Source organism: Microbacterium sp. P03 (assembly GCF_043556235.1).
Lineage (GTDB): Bacteria > Actinomycetota > Actinomycetes > Actinomycetales > Microbacteriaceae > Microbacterium.
The window spans coordinates 297,522-319,219 of record NZ_JBIGIM010000004.1; the positions used below are offsets into that span (position 1 = coordinate 297,522).

The following is a 21,698-nucleotide window of genomic DNA, read 5'->3' on the forward strand; positions in this document are numbered from 1 at the left end:
GTATCCGTAGCGCCCCGCGCGCCATCTGACAAGCCGTGACCCCACGTCGCCGGATCCGTGATTGAGTCAGTCCATGGCTTCCCGCATCCTGTCGATCGGCACAGCCGTCCCGCCGACGAGAGTGCCCCAGGAGCGCATCCGCGACTTCTTCGCGGCCCAGCCCGGAACCGATCGCCTCACCGGTCGCCTCATCCACGCGGCGTTCGACGCTGCGTCGATCGAGCACCGGCACACGGTGCTGACCCAGCTCGGCGACCCCGACGCGTCACCCGCCGGAGGCACGGCGGACTCGCCCGGCCCCTCCTTCATCGACGGGCTCGCACTCCAGTCGCCGTCCACCCGCGCGCGCAACGACGTCTACACGGCGGTCGCTCCGCGGCTCTCCGCAGATGCCGCACGCTCTGCATTGCAGGATGCCCGGATGCCGGCATCCGCCATCACGCACGTCGTCACCGTCTCGTGCACCGGGTTCTTCGCACCCGGACCGGACTACCGCCTCGTGCGCGACCTCGGGCTCTCGCCCGACGTCGAGCGCTACCACCTCGGATTCATCGGGTGCGCCGCGGCACTGCCGGCTCTGCGGCTCGCCACCCGTATCACGACCGCGCAGCCGGAGGCGGTCGTGCTGGTGGTCTGCACCGAGCTCTGCAGCCTGCACGTGCGGTCATCGAGCGACCCGCAGCAGATCGTCGCGGCGTCGGTGTTCGCCGACGGCGCGGCGGCCGCCGTCATCTCGGCCGATCCGGCGTGGGAGCACCTCGGCGGACTCGAGCTGCACCGCTTCGCCACGACGCTCACGAGCGAGGGCGAGAAGGACATGGTCTGGACCATCGGCGATCACGGCTTCGAGATGATCCTCTCGGCCGAGGTGCCACGGATCATCGGCCGGGAGATCCGCGGCGCGGTCGGCGCCTTCCTCGCCGGCGACCCCGCGCCCGACGTCTGGGCGGTGCACCCGGGCGGACGCAGCGTTCTGGACCGGGTGGAGTCCGGCCTCGAGCTCCCCCCGCACGCGATCGATGCGTCGCGAAAGGTTCTGCGCGACCATGGGAACATGTCCAGCGCCACGATCCTCTTCATCCTGCGCGCGCTGCTGGGCGACCGCGAGGTCGCGGCCGACAGTCGCATCTCCGCGCTCGCCTTCGGCCCGGGGCTGACGGTGGAGTCGGCCCTCCTCACGAAACGCGCACCGGCGCCGGCATGAGGTCGTCGACGGGATGAGCGCGACCACGTACTCGGGACTGCACCGGCGCGATGTCGATCTGCGCGAGCTGATGGACGACCCCGCGTGCGATCCCGACCGCCTCGCGGCGACGCTGCGCAGGTTCGGAACCGTCAACCGCCTCGTGTCCGGGTGGGGACACGTATACCGCGATCGCCTCGGACCATACCTCAGGACGCTCGGCCGTCCCGCTCGGGTGCTGGATCTCGGGTCGGGTGGCGGCGACGTGCTCGCCCGCCTGAGCGCTCTCGCCGGTCGCGAGGGGCTCAGCGTCGACTGGGTGGGAGTCGACCCCGACCCGCGTGCGCACGCCGTTGCCACCGCCCGCGCAGGGGCGCGCACCACTTTCCTGTGCGACGACTCCTCGTCGCTGCTCGCGCGGGGCGAGCAGTTCGATGCCGTGCTCTCCAACCACGTGCTGCACCACCTCGAGCCCGACGAGCTCACCGCCTTCGCCGAGGCATCCGCTGCTCTGTCGACCGGGATCGTGCTGCACTCCGACATCGCGAGGAGCCGCCCCGCGTACATGCTGTACGCCCTCGGGATCACCCCGCTCGCGCCGGGCACGTTCCTGCGCACCGACGGTCTGCGCTCGATCCGGCGCAGTTACCGTGCCGACGAGCTCGCCGCCGCGCTCGGCGCGGGGTGGCGCATCGAGCGTCCCGCGCCGTTCCGCCTTCTCGCGTCGAGGTCAGACGATGCCTGACGTCATCGTCATCGGAGCGGGCCCCGTGGGTCTGCTGCTCGCGGGCGAGCTGCGCCGGCGCGACATCGACGTCGAGGTCCTCGAGCGGAGGGCCGCGGCGGGCGACGGTACCCGCGCGATCGGCATCCACGCGCCCGTCCTGGCTGCGCTCGAACAGTCCGGGATCACCGACGAGCTGCTCGCTCGGGCGGTTCGCGTGCCCCGCGGGCTGGCCCGCGCCCGAGGGAAGACGCTCGGCATCGTGCGCTTCGATCTGCTGTCGACCCGCTTCCCCTTCGTCGCGACCCTCCCGCAGGCACGCACCGAGCGGATCCTCACCGACCGGGCACCGGTTCCCCGGCGCGACACCACGGTCACATCGGTCGTCCCGTCCCGCGATGCGGTGCGGGTGAGCGCGCACGACGGCGAGCGCACGAGCCCGATCGTGGTCGTGGCCTCGGGCAGTGGCGGTCGGGACCTCGTCTTCCGGCCCGGCGCCGTACCGCTGACGACGTACCCCGACCGCTATCTGATGACGGATGCCGCGGCCGGCGTCGATGCCGACCCCGACGTCGCCGTGGTGAACCTCGATCCGACCGGCGTGATGGAGTCCTTCCCGCTTCCCGACGGCCAGCGACGCTACGTCGCCTGGGACGCCCCGGGCGGCGACGACGACCCCGCTCGACGGCTCGAACGGCTCCGCGCCGCGGTCGCGGTGCGGGGCGAGCCCGACGCCGCCGAGGGGATCACGTGGGCCTCGTCGTTCGGCGTGCGGCGCTATGTCGCCCCTCGGATGCGGCGCGGGCGCCTGTTCGTGATCGGCGACGCCGCGCACGAAGTCAGCCCGATCGGTGGGCAGGGCATGAACCTCGGTCTGCTCGACGCGGCGGGGCTCGCACCTCTGCTGGCTCGGTGGGTGCGCACCGGAGTGGCCCCCGATGACGATCTCGGGCGCTGGGAGACCCGCCGGGTGCGGTCGGCTCTGCGTGCGGCGCGCCTCGCGGCGCTCAACACCGATCTCGGCCGTGCCATGCCCGGCGTCGCCGACACCCTGCGCCGCACCGGGGTGCGCGCGATGCTCGCGCCGCCGGCGGGCCGCTTGTTCGCCCACGCCTACGCGATGGGCCTCGACGCCGGCGCGTGATTCTTCGGTGACGGCGGCACGTCGACGTGCGAGCTGCGCCGACCGAGTGCCATCGGCTCACGCCGCGATCGATTGGCCCGTCGCGGCGAGCTGCACGCACAGCATGAGTGCAGCGAGCATGACGAGGCGGAACACCCCTCGCCCGGGCGGCCGCACCAGCGCGAGGGTGAGCCCCGCGGCGGCGAGCCCGACGGCGAGCGCGAAGACGACCCCGGCGAACACGGTGGGCGACGCGGTCCCACCGCCGCCGGCCGGTGCGCCGAGCGTCGAACCGATCAGCACGACGAGTGCTCCGAGCGCGAGCGCGATGGCGGCGATCACGGCAGAGGCTCGACGGCCGATCCGGTGGGGCAGGCCGCGCACACCGGTGCGTGCGTCATCCTCGAAGTCGGGGAGCACGTTGGTCAGATGGATCGCGATGCCAATCACACCCCCCGCCGCCCCCGCCCAGAGCGCGGCCGGCCGGGGGTCGACCGCCGACAGCGTCGCGAGAGAGGGCAGCAGCCCGAAGCTGACGATGAACGGCACCACCGAGATGGGCGTCGACTTGAGCCCCACGTTGTACGACCACGCCGATGCCAGAAGGATCGCGTGGGCCACCAGCATCCACCCCCCCAGCGCTGCGGAGAGCGCGAGGGCGACCGCAACGGTCACAGCCGAAGCGATCCACGCCGAGCGGACGGATGCCTCGCCCCGCGCCAACGGCTTGTCGGTGCGCCCCGCCTCACGGTCGCGGCGGGCGTCGATGGCGTCATTGGACAGCCCGACCGACAGCTGACCCAGCAGCACAGCGACGCCCAAGACGATCAGTCGCCAGGGCGGCAGACCGACGGCCACCCCGAGCAGGGTCGCGACCGCCGTCACGACGACGCTCGGACCGGGGTGGGTGGAGCGCCAGAGTGCGCCGACCAGGCTCATGGCGCGGTCACGGGGTGATGTCGCACACGTCGATGGTCGCACACTGCCCGAGCCCCGTCGCCGCGGCGGGGGCCCGGCGACATCGGGCAGCAGCTCGCCCGGCCCGGCGTATGGCGAACGGCGAACGATCGCCCGGCGAACGGTCGCGACACGCCGCCGACCCGGGAGCGCCGCGGCACGCAGCGGCATGTCGCGACCGCTCGCGCCACGGCAGGCTGCTCGGGGTGGGTACCACCTGCATCGGCGGCTCGGGGTCGGCGCGCCCGGAGCCTGGCGAGCGGTCGCGATACGCCGCCTGACCCGGGAGCGCCGCGGCACGCAGCGGCATGTCGCGACCGCTCGCGCCACGGCAGGCCGGGGGGCACCACCGTCGGGCCGCTCGGGGTTCGTCGCCCGCGCGCCCGGCCACGACGCGCCCGGTGCCCGGCGCCTCAGCTCTCGCCGGTGGATCGCCAGCGGGCGATGCCGGCGACGGCGAAGCCGAAGGCCACGAGGTACGCCAGGCCGATGGCCACCGACAGGACGGCGAAGATCGTCCCCGCCGACTCCTGACTGACGGCGCCGCCGGTCCAGACGGTGAGCGCCGAGTCCAGCGGCGGACCGTCCCCGGCGTCGGGGACGACGAGCGCCGCGAGGGCGAGGGCGACCCAGAGCACGATCGTGCTGAAGCCGTATCCCCACCGGGTGCGCTTCTGCTGGCGCACCGTGCGGTCGAAGAGCGTCATGACCGGCGGGGCGAGCAGCACGACGACGACGAAGAACCCGTAGACGATGCCGAAGACGGTCAGCCATCCGAGCTCGGCACCCACGAACCCGCGCCCGAGGAAGAAGAACACCGGCAGCAGCACCGCGAGGATCCACTGGGCGACGAAGACGAAACGGCCGGAGCGCGCAGCGAGGTGCATGCTCCGACCGTACCGTCACGGCTCTCGCGCGGAGGTCAGTCCGCGCCCGGCCCCGCGCTCGTGAGGGCCAGCGCAGAACCGTCGGCCGCGACATCCACCCGCACGACGTCACCGTCGCGCACGCCGCCGCCCAGGATGCCCATCGCGAGGCGGTCCTGGATCTCGGACTGGATCAGCCGACGCAACGGCCGCGCACCGAACAGCGGGTCGTACCCGCGCTCGGCGAGCCACGCACGCGCGTCGGGCGTGACCGCCAGCGTGAGCCGACGCTCCCGCAGGCGGCGCTGCAGTGCGAACACGGCGAGCTCCACGATCTGAGCGAGATCGTCCTGCGTGAGCGCCTGGAAGATCACGATGTCGTCCAGCCGGTTGATGAACTCCGGCTTGAACGCCTGCCGCACGAGGGCCTGCACCTGCTCGCGCTTCTGGTCGATCGTCAGCATCGGGTCGATGAGGATGGGCGACCCCAGGTTGGACGTGAGGATGAGGATGACGTTCTTGAAGTCGACCGTGCGCCCCTGTCCGTCGGTCAGCCGGCCGTCGTCCATCACCTGCAGCAGTACGTCGAAGACCTCCGGATGCGCCTTCTCGACCTCGTCGAGAAGCACGACCGAGTACGGCCGCCGACGGACGGCTTCGGTGAGCTGTCCGCCCTGCTCGTACCCGATGTAGCCCGGAGGGGCCCCGACCAGGCGCGAGACGGAGTGCTTCTCGCCGTACTCCGACATGTCGATGCGCACCATCGCGTGCTCATCGTCGAACAGGAACTCGGCGAGCGCCTTGGCCAGTTCGGTCTTGCCGACGCCCGTCGGGCCCAGGAACATGAACGACCCGGTGGGGCGATCGGGGTCGCTGATGCCCGCACGCGAGCGGCGCACGGCATCCGCGACCGCCTTCACGGCGTCTTTCTGACCGATCAGACGCTTGCCCAGCTCGGCTTCGAGATGGAGCAACTTCTCCGTCTCGCCCTGCAGCAGGCGACCCACCGGGATGCCGGTCCATGCCGCGATCACGGAGGCGATGTCCTCGTCCGTCACCTGGTCGTTCACCATACGATCGCCCGCGGGCTCCGCGCGCTCGGCGTCGGTGAGCTGTCGCTCCAGCGCGGGGATCTCGGCGTAGAGCATGCGCGATGCCTTCTCGAGGTTGCCCTCGCGCTGGGCGCGCTCGGCCTCCATGCGCGCGGCATCGAGCTTCGTCTTGAGGTCGCCCACCCGGTTCAGCGACGCACGCTCGCGCTCCCACCGCTCCTGCAGCTCGTCCAGGCGTGCCTGCTCACCGCGGAGCGTCTCGCGCAGGACGCCGAGGCGCTCCTTCGACGCGGCATCCTTCTCCTTCTTCAGGGCGAGCTCCTCCAGCTTCAGCCGGTCGACGTGACGTCGCAGCTCGTCGATCGCGAGCGGTGCGGAGTCGATCTCCATCCGCAGGCGGGACGCGGCTTCGTCGATGAGGTCGATCGCCTTGTCGGGCAGCTGGCGGCTGGGGATGTAGCGGTGCGAGAGCGCGGCCGCCGCCACGAGCGCGGCATCCGCGATCGCGACCTTGTGGTGCGCTTCGTAGCGCTCCTTGAGCCCGCGCAGGATCGCGACGGTGTCTTCGACGCTCGGCTCGCCGACGTAGACCTGCTGGAAGCGACGCTCGAGCGCAGCATCCTTCTCGATGAACTCGCGGTATTCGTTGAGCGTCGTGGCGCCGATCAGGCGCAGCTCTCCGCGCGCCAGCATCGGCTTCAGCATGTTGGAGGCGGCGACCGAACCCTCGCCGCCGCCGGCGCCCATCAGCACGTGCAGCTCGTCGATGAACGTGATGACCTTGCCGTCGGACTCGGTGATCTCCTTGAGCACGCTCTTGAGCCGCTCCTCGAACTGTCCGCGGTACATCGCGCCGGCGACCAGCGCGGAGATGTCGAGGGTGATCAGCTCTTTGCCCTTGAGCGATTCGGCGACGTCGCCCGCGACGATGCGCTGTGCGAGACCTTCGACGACGGCCGTCTTGCCGACACCGGGTTCGCCGATCAGTACGGGATTGTTCTTCGTCCTCCGCGTGAGCACCTGGCTGACCCGGCGGATCTCGCTGTCGCGACCGATCACCGGGTCGAGCTTGCCCTGGCGGGCACGGTCGGTGAGGTTGATCCCGAACTGTTCGAGGGCGCTCTGCGCTTCCTCCTGCCCGGGTTGTGGTGCAGCATTCATGTGTTCTCCTGAAGTCTGGGCGGCTCATAAAGTTGAGCCTGATTGACTCAAGTTTAGCAGCGCCGCCCGACGCGCGCTACAGGACGAGCGAGATCAGGAACGTCCACACGCAGATGAAGGCGAGCATCCCGAGGCTGTACTTGATCGATGCCCGGAGGATCTCGCTCTCCCTGCCGACCAATCCCACGGCCCCGGCGGCGATCGCGATCGACTGCGGCGAGACCACTTTGGCCATCGTGCCACCGGCGGTGTTGGCGGCGACCAGCAGGGTGGGGTCGACGCCGATCTGGTTCGCTGTCACCGCCTGGAGGTGCGCGAACAGTGTGTTGTTGTTCACGACCGAGCCCGTGATGAAGACGCCGAACCATCCGATGATCGGCGCGAACAGCGGGAAGATCACGCCGGCGCCCGCAAGCGCATTGCCGATGCTCGCCGATCCCCCCGAGTAGTTCGCGATGTTCGCGACCACCAGGATGAGCAGGATCAGCACGATCGGCTTCCACAGTTCGCGGACGGTCGCTGCCAGCTGCCCCCACAGATCATGGGCGCGCAGGTTCGGGGTGGTGAAGAAGGTCAGCAGCACGGCCAGGAGGATGGCGGTGCCGGTGGCGTTCAGCGGGGTGAACTGCCACATCGACTGGATCGTGGTGGGTGGGTCGCCGGCGATCTGGATCGCGCCCGTGACGCCCGGGATGGGCACGTTGAAGACGAGGCCGTTCAGGGGGCCCGCGGGCGTGGACCCGTCGACGGATGCTGCGGCGAACAGCCCCTTGAACCATGGGATGCTCCACACGAACACGAACGCGGTGAGGATGTAGAACGGGCTCCACGCGACGACCACGTCGCCGAACGACTGCTTCTCGGGAACCGGAACCGCCCCGCCGTCCTCGCGGTAGATGCGCGGGGGCTGCCAGACACGGCCCATCGCGAAGATCACGACCATGCCGAACAGGCCGGGGAGCACGTCGGCCAGCTCCGGACCGAGCAACAGCAGGATCGTGGCCTGCGCGCCGCTGTAGGCCACGCTCAGGACGAGGACGATCGGCCATGTCTCACGCAGCCCCTTGAGCCCGTCGAGGATGAGCACGAGCAGGAACGGCACCGCGAGCGTCATGAGCTGCAGCACCACGACCATCATCACCGACAGGTCGCCGAGCTCGACCCCGCCGATCTGCGCACCCACGATGACGGGGATGCCGATCGCACCGTAGGCTCCCGCGGCCGCGTTGGCGACGAGGCTCAGCATGGCCGCCTTGATCGGCCGGAAGCCGAGCTGCACGAGCAGCGCAGCACAGATCGCGATCGGCACTCCGAAGCCGGCGGCGCCCTCCAGGAACGCGCCGAAGCTGAAGCTGATGAGCAGCACCTGGATGCGCTGGTCGGGCGAGACCGAGGCGATCGACGATCGGATGGTGTCGAACCGGCCGCTCACGACCGCGATCTTGTACAGCCACACCGCCATGATGATGATGTAGGCGATCGGCCAGAGTCCGGTGAGGATGCCGAGAAGACCCGCCCCGGCGACCGAGGCGATGGGCATGCCGAACGGCCAGACCGCGACGACCACGGCCAGAGCGACCGCGATGATGCCCGCCGTGATGCCCTTGAGCTTGAACACCACCAGGCAGAGCAGGAACGCCAGGATCGGGATCGCGGCGACGATCGCGGAGAGCCACAGCGTGCCGAGCGGGTCGAAGTCCTGGGTCCACACGACGGGCCGCCTTCCGGGGGCGCTGGTGCGACGCCTCCTCGCGCCAACCTATCGACTCCCTGGGAGCGCTTTCTACCCTTTCAGGCGACGAGTTGGGGAACGGTCGACGCGAGCGGTACGACATCGGATGCCGCGGCATCCGATCGGCACGTGAATGTCGCCCGATACGCCGTGGGCGTCGTTCCGAGGGTGCGCGCGAAGTTCTGACGGAGGACGGCTGCCGACCCGAACCCGCTCTCCCACGCGATGCGATCCAGGCCCAGGTCGGTCTTCTCGAGCAGGCGCTGCGCGTGGATCAGACGTTGGCGCGCGAGCCAGGCTGCCGGCGTCGTGCCATGATCCGCCTTGAACCGACGGGCGAACGTGCGCGGCGACATGTGCGCCTTCGCGGCGAGCTGATCGACGGTCAGGTCGAGGCGCAGGTTCTGGACCATCCAGTCCGTGACCGGAGCGAGCGAGAGCGAGGTCGCCTGCGGAAGCGGACGGTCGATGAACTGCGCCTGGCCGCCGTCCCGCTGCGGAGGGACGACCATGCGCCGGGCGATGCGGTTGGTCATCTCGGCGCCCAGCTCCTGCCGCAGGAGGTGAAGGCAGGCGTCGATCCCGGCGGCAGTGCCCGCGCTCGTGATGATGCGCCCCTCCTGCACGTACAGGACGTCGGGATCGACGTCGATCTCGGGGTACATCTCGGCCATCTGCGCGGCATACATCCAGTGCGTGGTCGCGCGCTTGCCGTTCAGCACTCCGGCCGCCGCCACGGCGAAGGCCCCGCTGCAGACGGTCAGCACCCAGGCGCCGCGGGCCACCGCCCGCCGGATCGCGTCGCTCACGCGGTCGTCCACCGCGCCCCACGTCGAGCGCGGAATCGGAGTGACGACCACCAGATCGGCCTCGTCGGCGAAGGCCAGGTCGCGCTCGACGTTGACCGAGAAGGCCATGTTGCTGCTCACCGCGCCCGGGTCGGGAGTGACGATGCGGAAGTCGAACGGGGGGATCCCGTCGGCGGAGCGATCGAGGCCGAACGCCTCGCACGCGAGGCCGAATTCGAACGGGGCGAAGCCGTGCTGCACGATGACCGCGACGCTTTTCATGTCATTTCCTCCGACTCCGAACCGTGGCAGTAATCCGGTGGTTCATGGCTATCCTGCCACTCGTGGCAGGATGAATGCAACCGTAGCGTTTCTGCCATGATCCTTCTCGTTGTTCTTGCTGCCCTGTCCCTCGTCGCGATCGGCTCGACGATCGTCTCCGTCCACTCCGACGGCTACCGTGCGACCCGCACCGACTGGACACGCCTGCCGTGACAGGGGTCGCCGTCTCCGGGCCTCAGCCGATCGCGCGGCGATACACCTCGAGCATCGCGTCGGTGCGCGACGACTGCCGGAACCGCTCGCGGATCGACACATCCGGCACCGGGGCGGCGCCGCCGGAGATGTCCTCCGCCGCCCGCCGCAGGGCCGCGGCGAGCGCAGCCACCGAGGGATCACCGGCCCGCTCGCCGACGGCCCAGAATCCCGAACGGAGCTCCGCGCCGATGTCCGGGTCGCTGACGACCGACGGGGTGCCGAGCGACGCGGCCTCGAACACCGTCATGCCCTGCGTCTCGAATCCGATCGAGGTCTGCACGACGGCATCCGCCTCCTGGATGCGGCGCAGGGTCTCTGCGTACGGCAACCGACCGGCGAAAGTGACGGATGCCGCGGGCTGAAGCCGCTGCACGAGACTGCGCGCCGCCGCCAGCTGCGCGCCGCCGCCGATCACCTCGACGTCGGCCCGCACCCCGGACGCGGCGACGGCCTCGAGGAACGGCATCAGGCGCTTCTCGGGGCTCATGCGTCCGAGCCACACGAAGCGTGGTCTCCCGCTCGTCCGTGGTGCACCGGCGACCGCGAGCGCCGCGTCGAGGACGTCGTCGTCGATCCCGTTCCAGACGACATCGACCGAGGGGAACACCCTGTGATCTTCGAGCCGCCGCGCGAAGTGCGCCGAGGGCGCGGTCACGGCGAGCGCGCCGGCCGCGAGACCGCGCAGGTAGGCCCAGCCGTCGGATCCGACCGGAACCCCCGACAGGCGAGGAAGCGATCGTCGCTGCCAGAGGTTGAGCGCGGCCAGCACCGTGCCGGGGAACGGTGCGACCGCTTCGATGCCCACATCGACCCGGTTGTGCATCGTGTGCACGGCGGGGATGCCGGTTCGCCGCGAGAAGCGGTGACCGAGGAAGGCGCCCCAGAAGTCGGCCTGCACGTGGACGACGTCGACCGGCGGCCGGTGCGTCAGAGCCCGGTCGATGGCGGCGTCGGCACGTCGGCCCGGGACGGTCAGCGCGTACTCGCGGTCGAGCGTGATCGGCACGGACGGCAGATCGAGGAAGGCGGCATCCGGCGTCGCCGTCGTTGCGCGCGGCCAGTGCCTCGCGGGGGCCACAATCGTGACCGTGTGCCCCGCGCGCTCGAGGAATCGCCGCTGCAGGCGCATCGACACCTGCGCACCGCCCAGCGTCTCGATGTGCTGGTCGGCGAACATCAGGATGTGCATGGCGTCTGAGGGTGTGCGGGAGCGGCGCGTCAGGCCGGGAGCGGCTCGTCGCGATACAGCGCCTCGAACGTGTCGAGGGTGCGATTGATGTCGTGGATGATCACGCCGTCGAGCGACGCCTGCTGCATGCGCCGGCGCTCCTCGGTGCTCGCGGTGAGCACGTCCGTGATGCGCGCGGCGAGCGCAGGGATGTCGCCCGGTTCGAACAGGTAGCCGTTCTCGCCGTCGTGCACGAGGTGCGGAAGCGCCACGGCGTTCGCCGCCACGATCGGCAGACCGGACGCCATCGCCTCCATCGTCGCGATCGACTGCAGCTCGGCGATCGAGGCGATCACGAACACGCTCGCCCGCGAGTACATCGCGCGCAGGTCCTCCTCGGACGCGTGTCCGTGGAACGTCACACGGCCGTCGAGTCCCAACTGATGCGTGAGCTGCTCGAGATTCTTGCGCTGATCGCCGTTGCCCACGATGTCGAAGGTGACATCCAGTGCGGGATCGAGCGTCTGCAGCGCGCGAAGCACCTGGTCGATGTTCTTCTCGGTCGTCAGTCGGCCGACGAACAGCAGTCGGTTGGCGTCGCGGGGGGAGAGATCCGGCGCGTAGTTCGACTTGTCGATCCCGCAACTGATCGGGATGACGTCGTGGATCTTGATCGTCGACTCGAGGAAGTCGGCGGCCCTACGGGTGGGTGTCGTCACGGCGCGGGTGAGGTCGAAGGTGCGCTTCGCGTCGTCCCAGGCGAGCTTGACGACGATCTTGTCGAGCACCGGAGGAAGAGTGGTGAAGTCCAGGATGTTCTCGGCCATCACATGGTTGGTGGCGATGACGGGGATGCCGCGCTTGTGGGCGATCCTCGCCAGGCCGCGCCCGACGACGATGTGGGACTGGATGTGCACGACGTCCGGCTTCACCTCGTCGAGGATCTTCCGCGAGTGGTGCTTCACCATCCACGGGAAGACGAAGGTGAGCCAGTCGTGCGGCAGATACCGGTGCGACCGCATGCGGTGCATCGTCATCGGCTCGCCCTCGATCACCTCGGTGAACGTCCCGTGCTGCCGGTGGCTCTTGCTCGGGGCCATCACGTGCACGTTGTGGCCGCGCGTCACGAGGCCCGCGGCGAGGCGCTCGGCGAAACGCGCGGCCCCGTTCACGTGGGGGCTGAAGGTGTCGGCTCCGATGAGGATGGTGAGGGGGGCCGGCGAGGGCGGGGTCGTCTCATCCGGGCCGGGGGCGTCGGGTGCGGCGGGGGAAGTCACGGGGTTCTGCTGCCTATCTCTGCGGCGGGTGGGGTCGCACGAGGTGGTGCATTCGGCTCCGACTCTACCCGAGCGGCCCACAGGACCCCGGGGCGCGCGCCGCACGCGGGGTCGCGGCGCCACCCGTACTCTGGGGGGATGCCGCGACTACAGGCCGATGCCGATGCGACCCGGTGGGTGCCGGTCACCGATTCGCTCGGGCTGCGGGGGCGTCGACACCGCAAGGCGGCGATCCGGATGCTGCTGACCCAGGTGAACCGCGCCACCGGTGCGACCGACCGCCAGGGCAACGGCGTGGCGGCGTGGGCGATGAGTCAGGTCGCGCCGTTCCTGATGCGCAAAGCCGCTGGCCGCGTGCTCGTGTGGGTGTGGAAGTCCGATCCCGACATGCTCGTCGTGATGGCGCAGGTCCAGGAGGCGACCTCGCAGCTGCGCGCAGCGCGCGCGTCGATGCCGATGGAGTACGACGACACCGAGTCGTTCCGCAACCCCTACCTCGGTGTCGGGGAGAAGCTGGCGATGGCGCTCCCCTCCGACCCGCGCACTCCTCCGTTCGCCACCTACACCTGGGACACGGGCACGCACTTCGTGACGGTCACCGCGGTGTGCGCCGAACGGACGACCTTCGGCACGGTCATCGCCGCCGTCGACGACCTGGCACGCACCGTGCGGGTCGTGGACGAAGTCACGCTCGGCGAGTCGCCGACCGTTTTGCGCATCGACCCCACGCCCTGAGGGGTCTACGGTGGAGGCGTCCAGCGAGAGGAACGACGTGGCAGCCTTCGAGTACGGTCCGGTAGAACTCCATCTGGTCGGCTTCGAGGGCGACCGCCCCGACCCCGGCGTCATCGCCTCCATCGTCGAATTGATCGAGAGCGGCCTGGTCCGACTGCTCGACATGATCATCGTCTCGAAGGGCGAGGACGGCGACGTCACCGCCGTCGAGATCGATGACGACGCAGATCGCTTCGGGTTCGGTGACCTGGAACTGGCCGAACTCGGCATCGCCGGCGACGACGACATCGATGAGCTGGCCGATCTGATCCCTCCGGGTGCTTCGGCGGCGATCATGGCCTACGAGCTCGTCTTCGCCAAGCGGCTTGCCGAGAGCCTCGCGGCGTCCGGCGGCGTGGTGCTCCGCAGCGAGCGCATCCCCGCACCCATCGTCAATGCGCTCGTCCAGGCGGCGCAGGAGGAAGAAGAATCATGATCCGACGCATGGGGCGCCCCGGCCTCCTCGGGCTCGCGGCGCGCACCGCCGTCGTCGCCGGCACGGCGAACGCCGTCAACGGTTCGATGCAGCGCGCCCAGGCGCAGCGGGATGCCCAGCAGCAACAGGCGGCCCTGTACCAGGCCGACCAGCAGGCTGCAGCGATGCAGGCTGCCGCCGCCCACGCGGCCGCGCAGGCGCAGTACGCCGCGCCCGCCGCGCCGGCACCCACCGCCGCTGCGCCCGCGCTCGACATCGTCGGCGAGCTCCAGAAGCTCGCGGCGCTCCGCGACGCGGGCGTGCTCGACGCCGCCGAGTTCTCGGCCGCGAAAGCAAAGCTGCTGGGCTGAGGGCCGCGAGATGCCCGACTCCGGGTGGTGGTGGGCGCTCGGCGCCGCCGTGACCCTCGCCATCAACATCACCGCCCTGATCGTCATCCCCCGTGGTCGCAAGCCCACCGCCGCGATGGCGTGGTTGCTGCTGATCCTCCTCCTGCCGGTGGTCGGCATCCTGTTCTTCCTGTTGATCGGCACGTACCGCCTCCCCCAGAAGAGGCGCGACGAGCAGTCGCGCATCGACGCGCTCATCCGTGCGATGGTCGGGAGCGCGCGGATCACGACGACGGATGCTGCATGGCCGCGCTGGTTCCAACGCGTCGTCCAGCAGAACGAGACGCTCACCGGACTGCCCGCCGTCGGCGGTAACGACGCGGAGCTCATCGGCGACTACCAGGCCTCCATCGATGCGATGGCCGCGGCCATCGATCGAGCGACGGCTTTCGTGCACGTCGAGTTCTACATCGTCGCCTTCGACGCGACGACGAAGGGCTTCTTCGGGGCGATGGAGCGCGCGGTCGGACGCGGGGTCACGGTGCGGCTCCTCACCGACTACGTGGCGACCCGGCGAGTCTCGGTCTGCGCTGAGACGCTGGCCGAACTCGACCGGATCGGGGTCCAGTGGGAGTGGATGCTGCCGGTACAGCCCCTGAAGGGGAAGTACCAGCGCCCCGACCTGCGCAACCACCGCAAGCTCGTCGTCGTCGACGGGCTCATCGCCTTCATGGGATCGCAGAACCTCATCGACCGCTCGTACGATTCCCCGAAGAACATCGCACGGGGGCTGATGTGGCAAGAGCTCATGACGCGGCTGACCGGGCCGGTCGTGGCATCCGTCAACACCATCTTCCTGTCGGACTGGCTCATCGAGACCGGCGAGACATTGCTGCAGGAGCACCTCGCCGCGGAATCCGTGCCCGCTTCGACATCACCCGGCGCGCTGCTCTGCCAGGTCGTCCCGAGCGGTCCGGGGTACGAGTCCGAGAACAACCTGCGCCTCTTCCTGTCCCTGATCTACGGAGCCACGGAGCGGGTCATCCTGACGAGTCCGTACTTCGTGCCCGATGAGGCGATGGTGTACGCGATCACCACCGCGTGCCAGCGCGGTCTCGAGGTGCAGCTGTTCGTCTCGGAGATCGGCGACCAGGGGCTGGTGTACCACGCCCAGCGCTCGTATTACGAGACGCTCCTCGAGGCGGGCGTGCGGATCTTCCTCTACCCGGCGCCGTACATCCTGCACTCGAAGCACTTCTCGATCGATGACGACCTGGCGGTGATCGGGTCGAGCAACATGGACATCCGCTCGTTCAGCCTGAACATGGAATCGTCGCTGCTCGTCCGCGGGTCGTCATTCGTGGCGGCGATGCGTGAGGTCGAGCAGGGATATCGGGATGCCGGGCGCGAACTCACGCTGGACGAATGGCGTCGCGAGCCCCGCAAGGCTACGTTCCTGGACGGCCTCGCGCGTCTGACCTCAGCCGTCAACTGACCCGGTCGACGGTGGCGGTCTCTTGAAGAGGATCGCCGTTCCGCTGACGACCGTTCAGCCTTCGGCGCGGCTCCCCGTCTGGACGTTCTCGGCGGACCCGGAGTCCTCTGCCCCGAAGTCGGCCGACGCGTGTTCGAACTGCGACTGGTACAGGCGCCAATAGGCACCCTTCGCCGCGATGAGCTCATCGTGCGACCCCTTCTCGACGATGTCGCCGTGCTCCATCACGAGAATGAGATCGGCGTCGCGGATCGTCGACAGACGATGCGCGATCACGAAGGACGTGCGGCCTTCACGCAGGGCGTTCATCGCCTGCTGCAGAAGCAGCTCGGTGCGGGTGTCGACCGATGACGTCGCCTCGTCGAGGATGAGGACGGACGGTTGGGCGAGGAAGGCGCGGGCGATCGTGATCAGCTGCTTCTCACCCGCCGACACGTTCGAGGCGTCCTCGTCGAGCACCGTGTCGTAGCCCTCGGGCAGCGAGTGGACGAACCGATCGACCCGGGTCGCCTTGGCCGCCTCGAAGATCTCCTCGTCGGTCGCGGACTCCCGGCCGTACCGGATGTTCTCCTTGATCGAGCCGGCGAACAGCCACGGGTCCTGCAGCACCATGCCGGTGCGCGACCGCACGTCGTCGCGCCGGAACGCGGCGATGTCCTGTCCGTCGAGCAGGATGCGGCCGCCGTCCAGCTCGTAGAAGCGCATGATGAGGTTGACGAGCGTCGTCTTGCCGGCTCCGGTCGGGCCGACGATCGCGACGGTCTGTCCGGGCTCGACCCGGAACGACAGGTCGGTGATGAGCGGCCGCTCGGGGGTGTACGAGAACCGGACGTTCTCGAACTCGATGACGCCTTCGCCGTCGACGGGCACGGGGGCGTCGTCGGCATCTGGCGTCTGCTCCTCGGCATCGAGCAGCTCGAACACCCGCTCGGCCGACGCGGTGCCCGACTGCACGACCGCCGCCATTCCCCCGAGCTGCGACAGCGGCTGCGTGAACTGCTGCGAGTACTGGATGAAGGCCTGCACGTCACCCAGCCGGAGCTGGCCGCCGGCGACCATGAGTCCGCCGAGCACCGCGATGCCGACGTACGTCAGGTTTCCGATGAACGTCATACCCGGCATGATCACGCCGGAGAGGAACTGCGCCCGGAAGCTCGCCTGGTACAGCTCTTCGTTCTCGGCGCGGAACTTCTCGCGAGAATCGGCCTCGCGACCGTACACCTTGACGAGGGCGTGGCCCGAGAACGATTCTTCGACGCGGGCGTTCAGCAGCCCGACCTTGCGCCACTGGATGCCGAAGGCCTTCTGCGACTTCGGGCCGATGACGCCGAAGATGACCGCCATGAGCGGTAGCGAGATGAGCGCGACGAGAGCCAGCTGCCAGGAGATGGAGAACATCATGACCATCACGCCGACGACGGTCAGTACGGAGGTGAGCGCCGACGACAGCGACTGCTGCATCGTCTGGGTGATGTTGTCGATGTCGTTCGTGACGCGCGAGATGAGGTCGCCGCGCTTCACCCTGTCGAAGTACGACAGCGGCAGGCGGTTGATCTTCGCCTCGACGGACTCGCGGAGACGCCACATCGTCCGCACCATGATGATATTGATGACATAGCCCTGGATCCAGCCCAGGAACGCGGATGCGACGTAGATCGCCAGCACTCCGACGACGACCATGCGCAGGGCGTCGAAGTCGACGCCCGCGCCGACGGTGAAGTTGCTGAAGCCGCCGATGATGTTGGCGAAATCGGTCTGGCCCGCGCTCCGCAGCGCATCGACGACGTCGGCCTGCGACGTGCCGGCGGGGAACTGCTCGGCGAGCGCGCGCGAGACGGAGCCCTCGAAGATGAGGTTGGTCGCCTCGCCCAGGATCTTCGGGGCGATGACCGACAGGACGACGCCGATCGCGCCGAGGATCGAGACGAAGGTGAAGGCGACGGCGTGCGGTCGGAGCAGGCCGATCATGCGGCTGAAGCTCTGGCCGAAGTTGTCGGCCTTGCCGGGCTTGACCGAATCCCAGTCGCCGGAGTTCTGTCGTGCCTGCTCGGCGAGCTCGAGTTCGGCCCGCTCTTCTTCCGTCATGACGTCGGGAGTGCTCATGCCTGCACCGCCAGCTGGGAGTCGACGATCTCTCGGTAGGTGCTGCTGGTCTCCAGCAGCTCCTGGTGCGTTCCGACACCGACCATGCGTCCGTCTTCCAGCACGACGATCCGATCTGCTTCGGTGATCGTCGACACCCGCTGGGCGACGACGATCTTGGTGACGTGCGGCAGCTCGCGCCACAGCGCCTGCCGCAGGCGGGCGTCGGTGGTCAGGTCGAGCGCCGAGAACGAGTCGTCGAACACGAGGATGTCGGGCTGATGCACGATGGCGCGTGCGATCGCGAGCCGCTGCCGCTGTCCGCCCGAGACGTTCGTGCCCCCCTGCGCGATGCGGGCCTCGAGCTTGCCTTCCATCTCTTCGACGAAGTCACGGCCCTGTGCGATCTCCAGCGCCGCCCAGAGCTCGTCGTCGGTCGCATCCTCGCGTCCGAATCGGAGGTTCGAGGCGATCGTACCGGAGAAGAGGAATGGACGCTGCGGCACGAGACCGATGCCCCGCCACAGGAGATCGAGGTCGGCCTCGCGCACGTCGACGCCGCCCACGCGCGCAGACCCGCCGGTGACGTCGAAGAGCCGCGGGATCAGCGACACGAGCGTCGTCTTGCCCGCGCCGGTGGAGCCGACGATCGCGAGCGTCTCTCCCGGTTGGGCCTCGAAGGTGATGCCGTGCAGCACGGGCGACTCCGCGCCCGGGTAGGTGAACTCCACGGCGTCGAAGCGCACCGCGCCCCGGTCGGGGAAGTCCCGCACGGGATTCTCGGCACGGACCAGGGTGGACTCGCTCGCGAGCACTTCTGCGATGCGCTCCGCCGAGACGGCGGCGCGCGGGATCATGATCGTCATGAAGCTCGCCATCAGCACACCCATCAGGATCTGCGCGATGTACTGCATGAACGCGAACAGCGTGCCGATCTGGATGCTGCCGTCATCGACCTCGATGCCGCCGAACCAGATCACTCCGACGATCGTCACGTTGAGGACCAGCATCGCGAGCGGGAACAGCAGGACGAAGAGCGACCCGACCTTGCGCCCGACCACCATGATGTCGGTGTTGGCGACGCCGAACCGCTCTTCTTCGATGTCTTCGCGAACGAAGGCGCGCACGACGCGCACGCCTGTGAGCTGCTCGCGCATGATGCGGTTGACGGCGTCGAGCTTCTTCTGGAACTGACGGAAGAGCGGCACCATGCGGCTGACGATCAGGACGACCATGACCAGGAGCAGCGGCACCGCGACGGCGATGAGCCAGCTGAGCCCGACGTCCTGCCGGAGCGCCATGATGATGCCGCCGATCGCCAGCAGCGGTGCCGTGACCAGCATCGTCGCGCCCATCATCGCGAGCATCTGCACCTGCTGGACGTCGTTCGTGTTGCGGGTGATGAGCGAGCCCGGACCGAATGCCGAGACCTCGCGCTCGGAGAACCCGCTCACCTTCTCGTAGATGTCGTTGCGCATGTCTCGCCCCGCGGCCATGGAGGCGCGCGCCGCGAAGTACGTGGCGACGATCGCGGCCACGATCTGCCCGAGGGAGATGACGAGCATGAACGAGCCCGTGGACCAGATGTAGGCGGTGTCGCCCTTCGACACGCCCTGATCGATGATGTCGGCATTCAGACGCGGCAGATACAGCGTCGCGATCGCGGAGATGAGCTGGAACACGAGGAGCACCGCCAAGAGCCAGCGGTAGGGCATCAGATAGCGGACGAGGAGTTTTCCGAGCACGCTTTCAGCGTACGACCAACCTCCGACACCCACCAGCGGGCTCCTACGCCCTGAGCGGAAGGGCTCTACGCGCCGCGTGACCGGCGCTCGGCCGCCACGCGGTCGCTCGCCTCCTGCAGAGCCTTCGTCAGCTCCTGCACGTCGGCGCGGCTCGCCGGCCGCACCTCATCGTGCCCGCGCGAGGCACGCTCGCCCACCCATGACGCGAACGTCGCCACGATCATGCCGACCAGCACCACGCCTCCGACCATCAGGAACACGGCCGCGACGCGGCCCACGACCGTCACCGGCACGTAGTCGCCGTAGCCGACGGTCGTGACGGTGCAGAACGCCCACCACACCGCGTCGCCGAACGTGCGGATGGTCGCTCCCGGCGCTCCGCGCTCGGCCTCCAGGACGACGAGCGAGATGTACCAGATGAGCAGCAGCGCCGTACCCGACCCGTAGATGAGCAGCCGCGCCCTGATCGATGTGCCGGCCGTCCCACGCATCGACGCGATCCTGGTCAGCGCGCCGAGCAGCCGGATCGGTCGGAGCGCCGGCACCAGGACGACGGCGAGATCGAACAGATGCGTGCGGAACCACCGTCGACGAGGGTGCGACAGGATCAGCGTGATGACGTAGTCCGCCGCGAAGACGATGTAGATCACGCCGATCGTGCTCAGGGTGAAGCCGCGGGTGATGCCGCTGACGTCGCCGATGACGTGCACGGTGTACGTGATCAGGAACAGCAGCGCCGCCAGGGTCAGCGGCCAGTACATGAGCTCGCCCCAGCGACGGGTGCGATCGTTCTCGCCCCTGCTCCTCGCGCGATCCGCCTCGGCTGTCACACCTGCACTATATAGACGCACCCCTCACCGGCCCGCGGGTCGGTGCCATGATCAGCACATGACCTCGCCCAAACCCCTGGATGCGACGTGGGTGTCGCCGCCGACACTCAGCGCGCAGTTCGACATCGGCCGCAGCATCCGCTCGAAAGTCCCCCGCAGCACGCTGTCGCGGCGCGACACCGCCGGCCGCGACCCGCTCGGCATCCTGGACGCGCAGAACGCGACGCGGGTGCAGGACCTGCTCCCGATGCGTGCGGAGCGGATGTCGGCCAGCCCGTTCGCCTTCTACCGCGGTACGGCCGCGATCATGGCGGCCGATCTCGCGCGCGATCCGCACAGCGGAATCCAGGTGGCGTCGTGCGGCGACGCGCACGTGGCCAACTTCGGCTTCTACGCCTCGCCGCAGCGCACGCTCGTGTTCGACCTCAACGACTTCGACGAGGCGGGCTGGGCCCCGTGGGAGTGGGACCTCAAGCGGCTCGTCACGAGTATCGTGATCGCCGGGCAGTCGACGTCGCGCGATGAACGGGTCGTGCGCAATGCGGCACTCAGCGCGGTCCGCACCTACGCCCGGGCCATGGCGGCGGGCGTCCGCCTGAGTCCTCTCGAGCGCTACTACGAGCATTTCGACGCCCACTCGCGGCTGAGCGGCACGGATCCCGCGTCGCGGCGGACGATGCGAGCCGCGATGCGCGATGCGCAGAAGCGGACGGGTGAACGCGCCACCCGCCGGATCACCGAGCGGGCGGAGAACGGCCGTCTGCGCTTCATCGAGTCGCCCCCGACGATGACGCACACCGCGCCCGAGCTGGAAGAGCGACTGCACGCGTTCACCCTGGACTACGTCGCGAGCACGAAGGTCGACATCCGGATGCTCTTCCAGCACTACGTGGTCAGCGACGTCGCGCGCCGCGTGGTGGGTGTGGGCAGCGTGGGGACGCGCTGCTTCCTCGTGCTGATGCAGGACGGCTCCGGTCATGCCCTTCTGCTGCAGGCGAAGCAGGCAGGGCGCAGCGTGCTCGAGGAGTTCGGCGGGATCGTCCAGCCGCAGGCCGTCCGTGACCACGTCGAACAGTTCGGCGAGGGCGGCAGGGTCGTGGCGATGCAGCGCATCCTGCAGGCCGTGTCCGACCCGTTCCTCGGGCACCTGCGGGTGGAGGAGAACGGAAACGACTTCTACGTGCGCCAGTTCCACGACATGAAGGGGGGCATCGAGATGGAGACGCTGGAGGACGCCCCGTTCCGCCGGTACGCCGACACGTGCGCGACGACGCTCGCGCGCGCCCACGTGCAGTCCAGCACCGCCGCGCTCATCGCCGGCTACATCGGCAACGGTCGAGTCGTCGCGGAATCCATTCTCGAATGGGCATACGACTACGCGGACATCTCCCGAGCCGACTACGAGTCCTATCTCGAGGCCCAGCCCGGCGCGCGGTAGG

The 21,698-nt window shown here is 69.3% G+C and carries 18 protein-coding genes; 8 read left to right on the plus strand and 10 right to left on the minus strand.

Translation table 11 applies throughout. The features are described 5' to 3' along the window. The first annotated feature begins 73 nt into the window (after nucleotides 1-73). From ACFXOO_RS12685 to ACFXOO_RS12695, 3 genes are read left to right on the plus strand one after another with little or no spacing between them, the layout of a single operon-like run. Nucleotides 74-1,204: a type III polyketide synthase gene (locus ACFXOO_RS12685; protein WP_394563783.1), complete on the plus strand. Its 1,131-nt coding sequence runs from the start codon at nucleotides 74-76 to the stop codon at nucleotides 1,202-1,204. Nucleotides 1,205-1,217: 13 nt separating this feature from the next. After that, nucleotides 1,218-1,928, plus strand: a complete 711-nt coding sequence (locus ACFXOO_RS12690; RefSeq protein ID WP_378842779.1) for a methyltransferase domain-containing protein — start codon at nucleotides 1,218-1,220, stop codon at nucleotides 1,926-1,928. Beyond that, nucleotides 1,921-3,051, plus strand: a complete 1,131-nt coding sequence (locus ACFXOO_RS12695; RefSeq protein WP_394563784.1) for an FAD-dependent oxidoreductase — start codon at nucleotides 1,921-1,923, stop codon at nucleotides 3,049-3,051. The genes ACFXOO_RS12690 and ACFXOO_RS12695 overlap by 8 nt, the downstream gene beginning before the upstream one ends. A gap of 57 nt (nucleotides 3,052-3,108) precedes the next feature. Here ACFXOO_RS12695 and ACFXOO_RS12700 read toward each other — a convergent pair whose 3' ends face one another. From ACFXOO_RS12700 to ACFXOO_RS12730, 7 genes are all read right to left on the minus strand, one after another. Continuing rightward, complete coding sequence (locus ACFXOO_RS12700; RefSeq protein WP_394563785.1) at nucleotides 3,109-3,969, minus strand: UbiA family prenyltransferase; 861 nt, start codon at nucleotides 3,967-3,969, stop codon at nucleotides 3,109-3,111. Between the two features lie 431 nt (nucleotides 3,970-4,400). Further along, the gene (locus tag ACFXOO_RS12705) at nucleotides 4,401-4,874 is read right to left on the minus strand and encodes a hypothetical protein (protein WP_394563786.1); all 474 of its coding nucleotides are present in this window, start codon (nucleotides 4,872-4,874) and stop codon (nucleotides 4,401-4,403) included. A gap of 35 nt (nucleotides 4,875-4,909) precedes the next feature. After that, complete coding sequence (locus ACFXOO_RS12710) at nucleotides 4,910-7,066, minus strand: ATP-dependent Clp protease ATP-binding subunit (RefSeq protein ID WP_378852861.1); 2,157 nt, start codon at nucleotides 7,064-7,066, stop codon at nucleotides 4,910-4,912. Between the two features lie 76 nt (nucleotides 7,067-7,142). Further along, nucleotides 7,143-8,777, minus strand: coding sequence for an L-lactate permease (locus ACFXOO_RS12715; protein ID WP_378842769.1), 1,635 nt, complete (start codon nucleotides 8,775-8,777; stop codon nucleotides 7,143-7,145). Nucleotides 8,778-8,857: 80 nt separating this feature from the next. Beyond that, complete coding sequence (locus ACFXOO_RS12720) at nucleotides 8,858-9,868, minus strand: GlxA family transcriptional regulator (protein WP_394563787.1); 1,011 nt, start codon at nucleotides 9,866-9,868, stop codon at nucleotides 8,858-8,860. Between the two features lie 235 nt (nucleotides 9,869-10,103). Beyond that, a complete protein-coding gene (locus ACFXOO_RS12725) occupies nucleotides 10,104-11,312 on the minus strand; it encodes a glycosyltransferase (protein ID WP_394563788.1) in 1,209 nt (402 codons plus the stop codon). 29 nt (nucleotides 11,313-11,341) lie between these two features. Next, complete coding sequence (locus ACFXOO_RS12730) at nucleotides 11,342-12,568, minus strand: glycosyltransferase (RefSeq protein ID WP_378842763.1); 1,227 nt, start codon at nucleotides 12,566-12,568, stop codon at nucleotides 11,342-11,344. Between the two features lie 138 nt (nucleotides 12,569-12,706). On the opposite strand from ACFXOO_RS12730, the gene ACFXOO_RS12735 reads away from it, so the two are divergent. The 4 genes from ACFXOO_RS12735 to cls are packed head-to-tail and all read left to right on the plus strand — an operon-like array spanning nucleotide 12,707 to nucleotide 15,602. Then, a complete protein-coding gene (locus tag ACFXOO_RS12735; protein ID WP_394563789.1) occupies nucleotides 12,707-13,303 on the plus strand; it encodes a hypothetical protein in 597 nt (198 codons plus the stop codon). 37 nt (nucleotides 13,304-13,340) lie between these two features. Next, nucleotides 13,341-13,778 (plus strand): DUF6325 family protein, encoded by a 438-nt coding sequence (locus ACFXOO_RS12740; RefSeq protein ID WP_378842759.1) that lies wholly within the window; start codon nucleotides 13,341-13,343, stop codon nucleotides 13,776-13,778. Next, a complete protein-coding gene (locus ACFXOO_RS12745) occupies nucleotides 13,775-14,128 on the plus strand; it encodes an SHOCT domain-containing protein (RefSeq protein ID WP_378842757.1) in 354 nt (117 codons plus the stop codon). Before ACFXOO_RS12740 ends, ACFXOO_RS12745 begins: the two co-directional genes overlap by 4 nt. A gap of 10 nt (nucleotides 14,129-14,138) precedes the next feature. Continuing rightward, on the plus strand, nucleotides 14,139-15,602 hold the full coding sequence (gene cls, locus ACFXOO_RS12750; protein WP_394563790.1) for a cardiolipin synthase: 1,464 nt from the start codon (nucleotides 14,139-14,141) through the stop codon (nucleotides 15,600-15,602). A gap of 54 nt (nucleotides 15,603-15,656) precedes the next feature. Here cls and ACFXOO_RS12755 read toward each other — a convergent pair whose 3' ends face one another. From ACFXOO_RS12755 to ACFXOO_RS12765, 3 genes are all read right to left on the minus strand, one after another. After that, complete coding sequence (locus ACFXOO_RS12755) at nucleotides 15,657-17,705, minus strand: ABC transporter ATP-binding protein (RefSeq protein ID WP_378852851.1); 2,049 nt, start codon at nucleotides 17,703-17,705, stop codon at nucleotides 15,657-15,659. Next, a complete protein-coding gene (locus ACFXOO_RS12760; protein WP_378852849.1) occupies nucleotides 17,702-19,429 on the minus strand; it encodes an ABC transporter ATP-binding protein in 1,728 nt (575 codons plus the stop codon). The genes ACFXOO_RS12755 and ACFXOO_RS12760 overlap by 4 nt, the downstream gene beginning before the upstream one ends. 65 nt (nucleotides 19,430-19,494) lie before the next feature. Beyond that, nucleotides 19,495-20,259 (minus strand): potassium channel family protein, encoded by a 765-nt coding sequence (locus tag ACFXOO_RS12765; protein WP_378842749.1) that lies wholly within the window; start codon nucleotides 20,257-20,259, stop codon nucleotides 19,495-19,497. Between the two features lie 58 nt (nucleotides 20,260-20,317). Here ACFXOO_RS12765 and ACFXOO_RS12770 point away from each other — a divergent pair, with 58 nt between their 5' ends. Next, nucleotides 20,318-21,697 (plus strand): DUF2252 domain-containing protein, encoded by a 1,380-nt coding sequence (locus ACFXOO_RS12770; protein ID WP_394563791.1) that lies wholly within the window; start codon nucleotides 20,318-20,320, stop codon nucleotides 21,695-21,697. Nucleotide 21,698 lies beyond the last annotated feature (1 nt).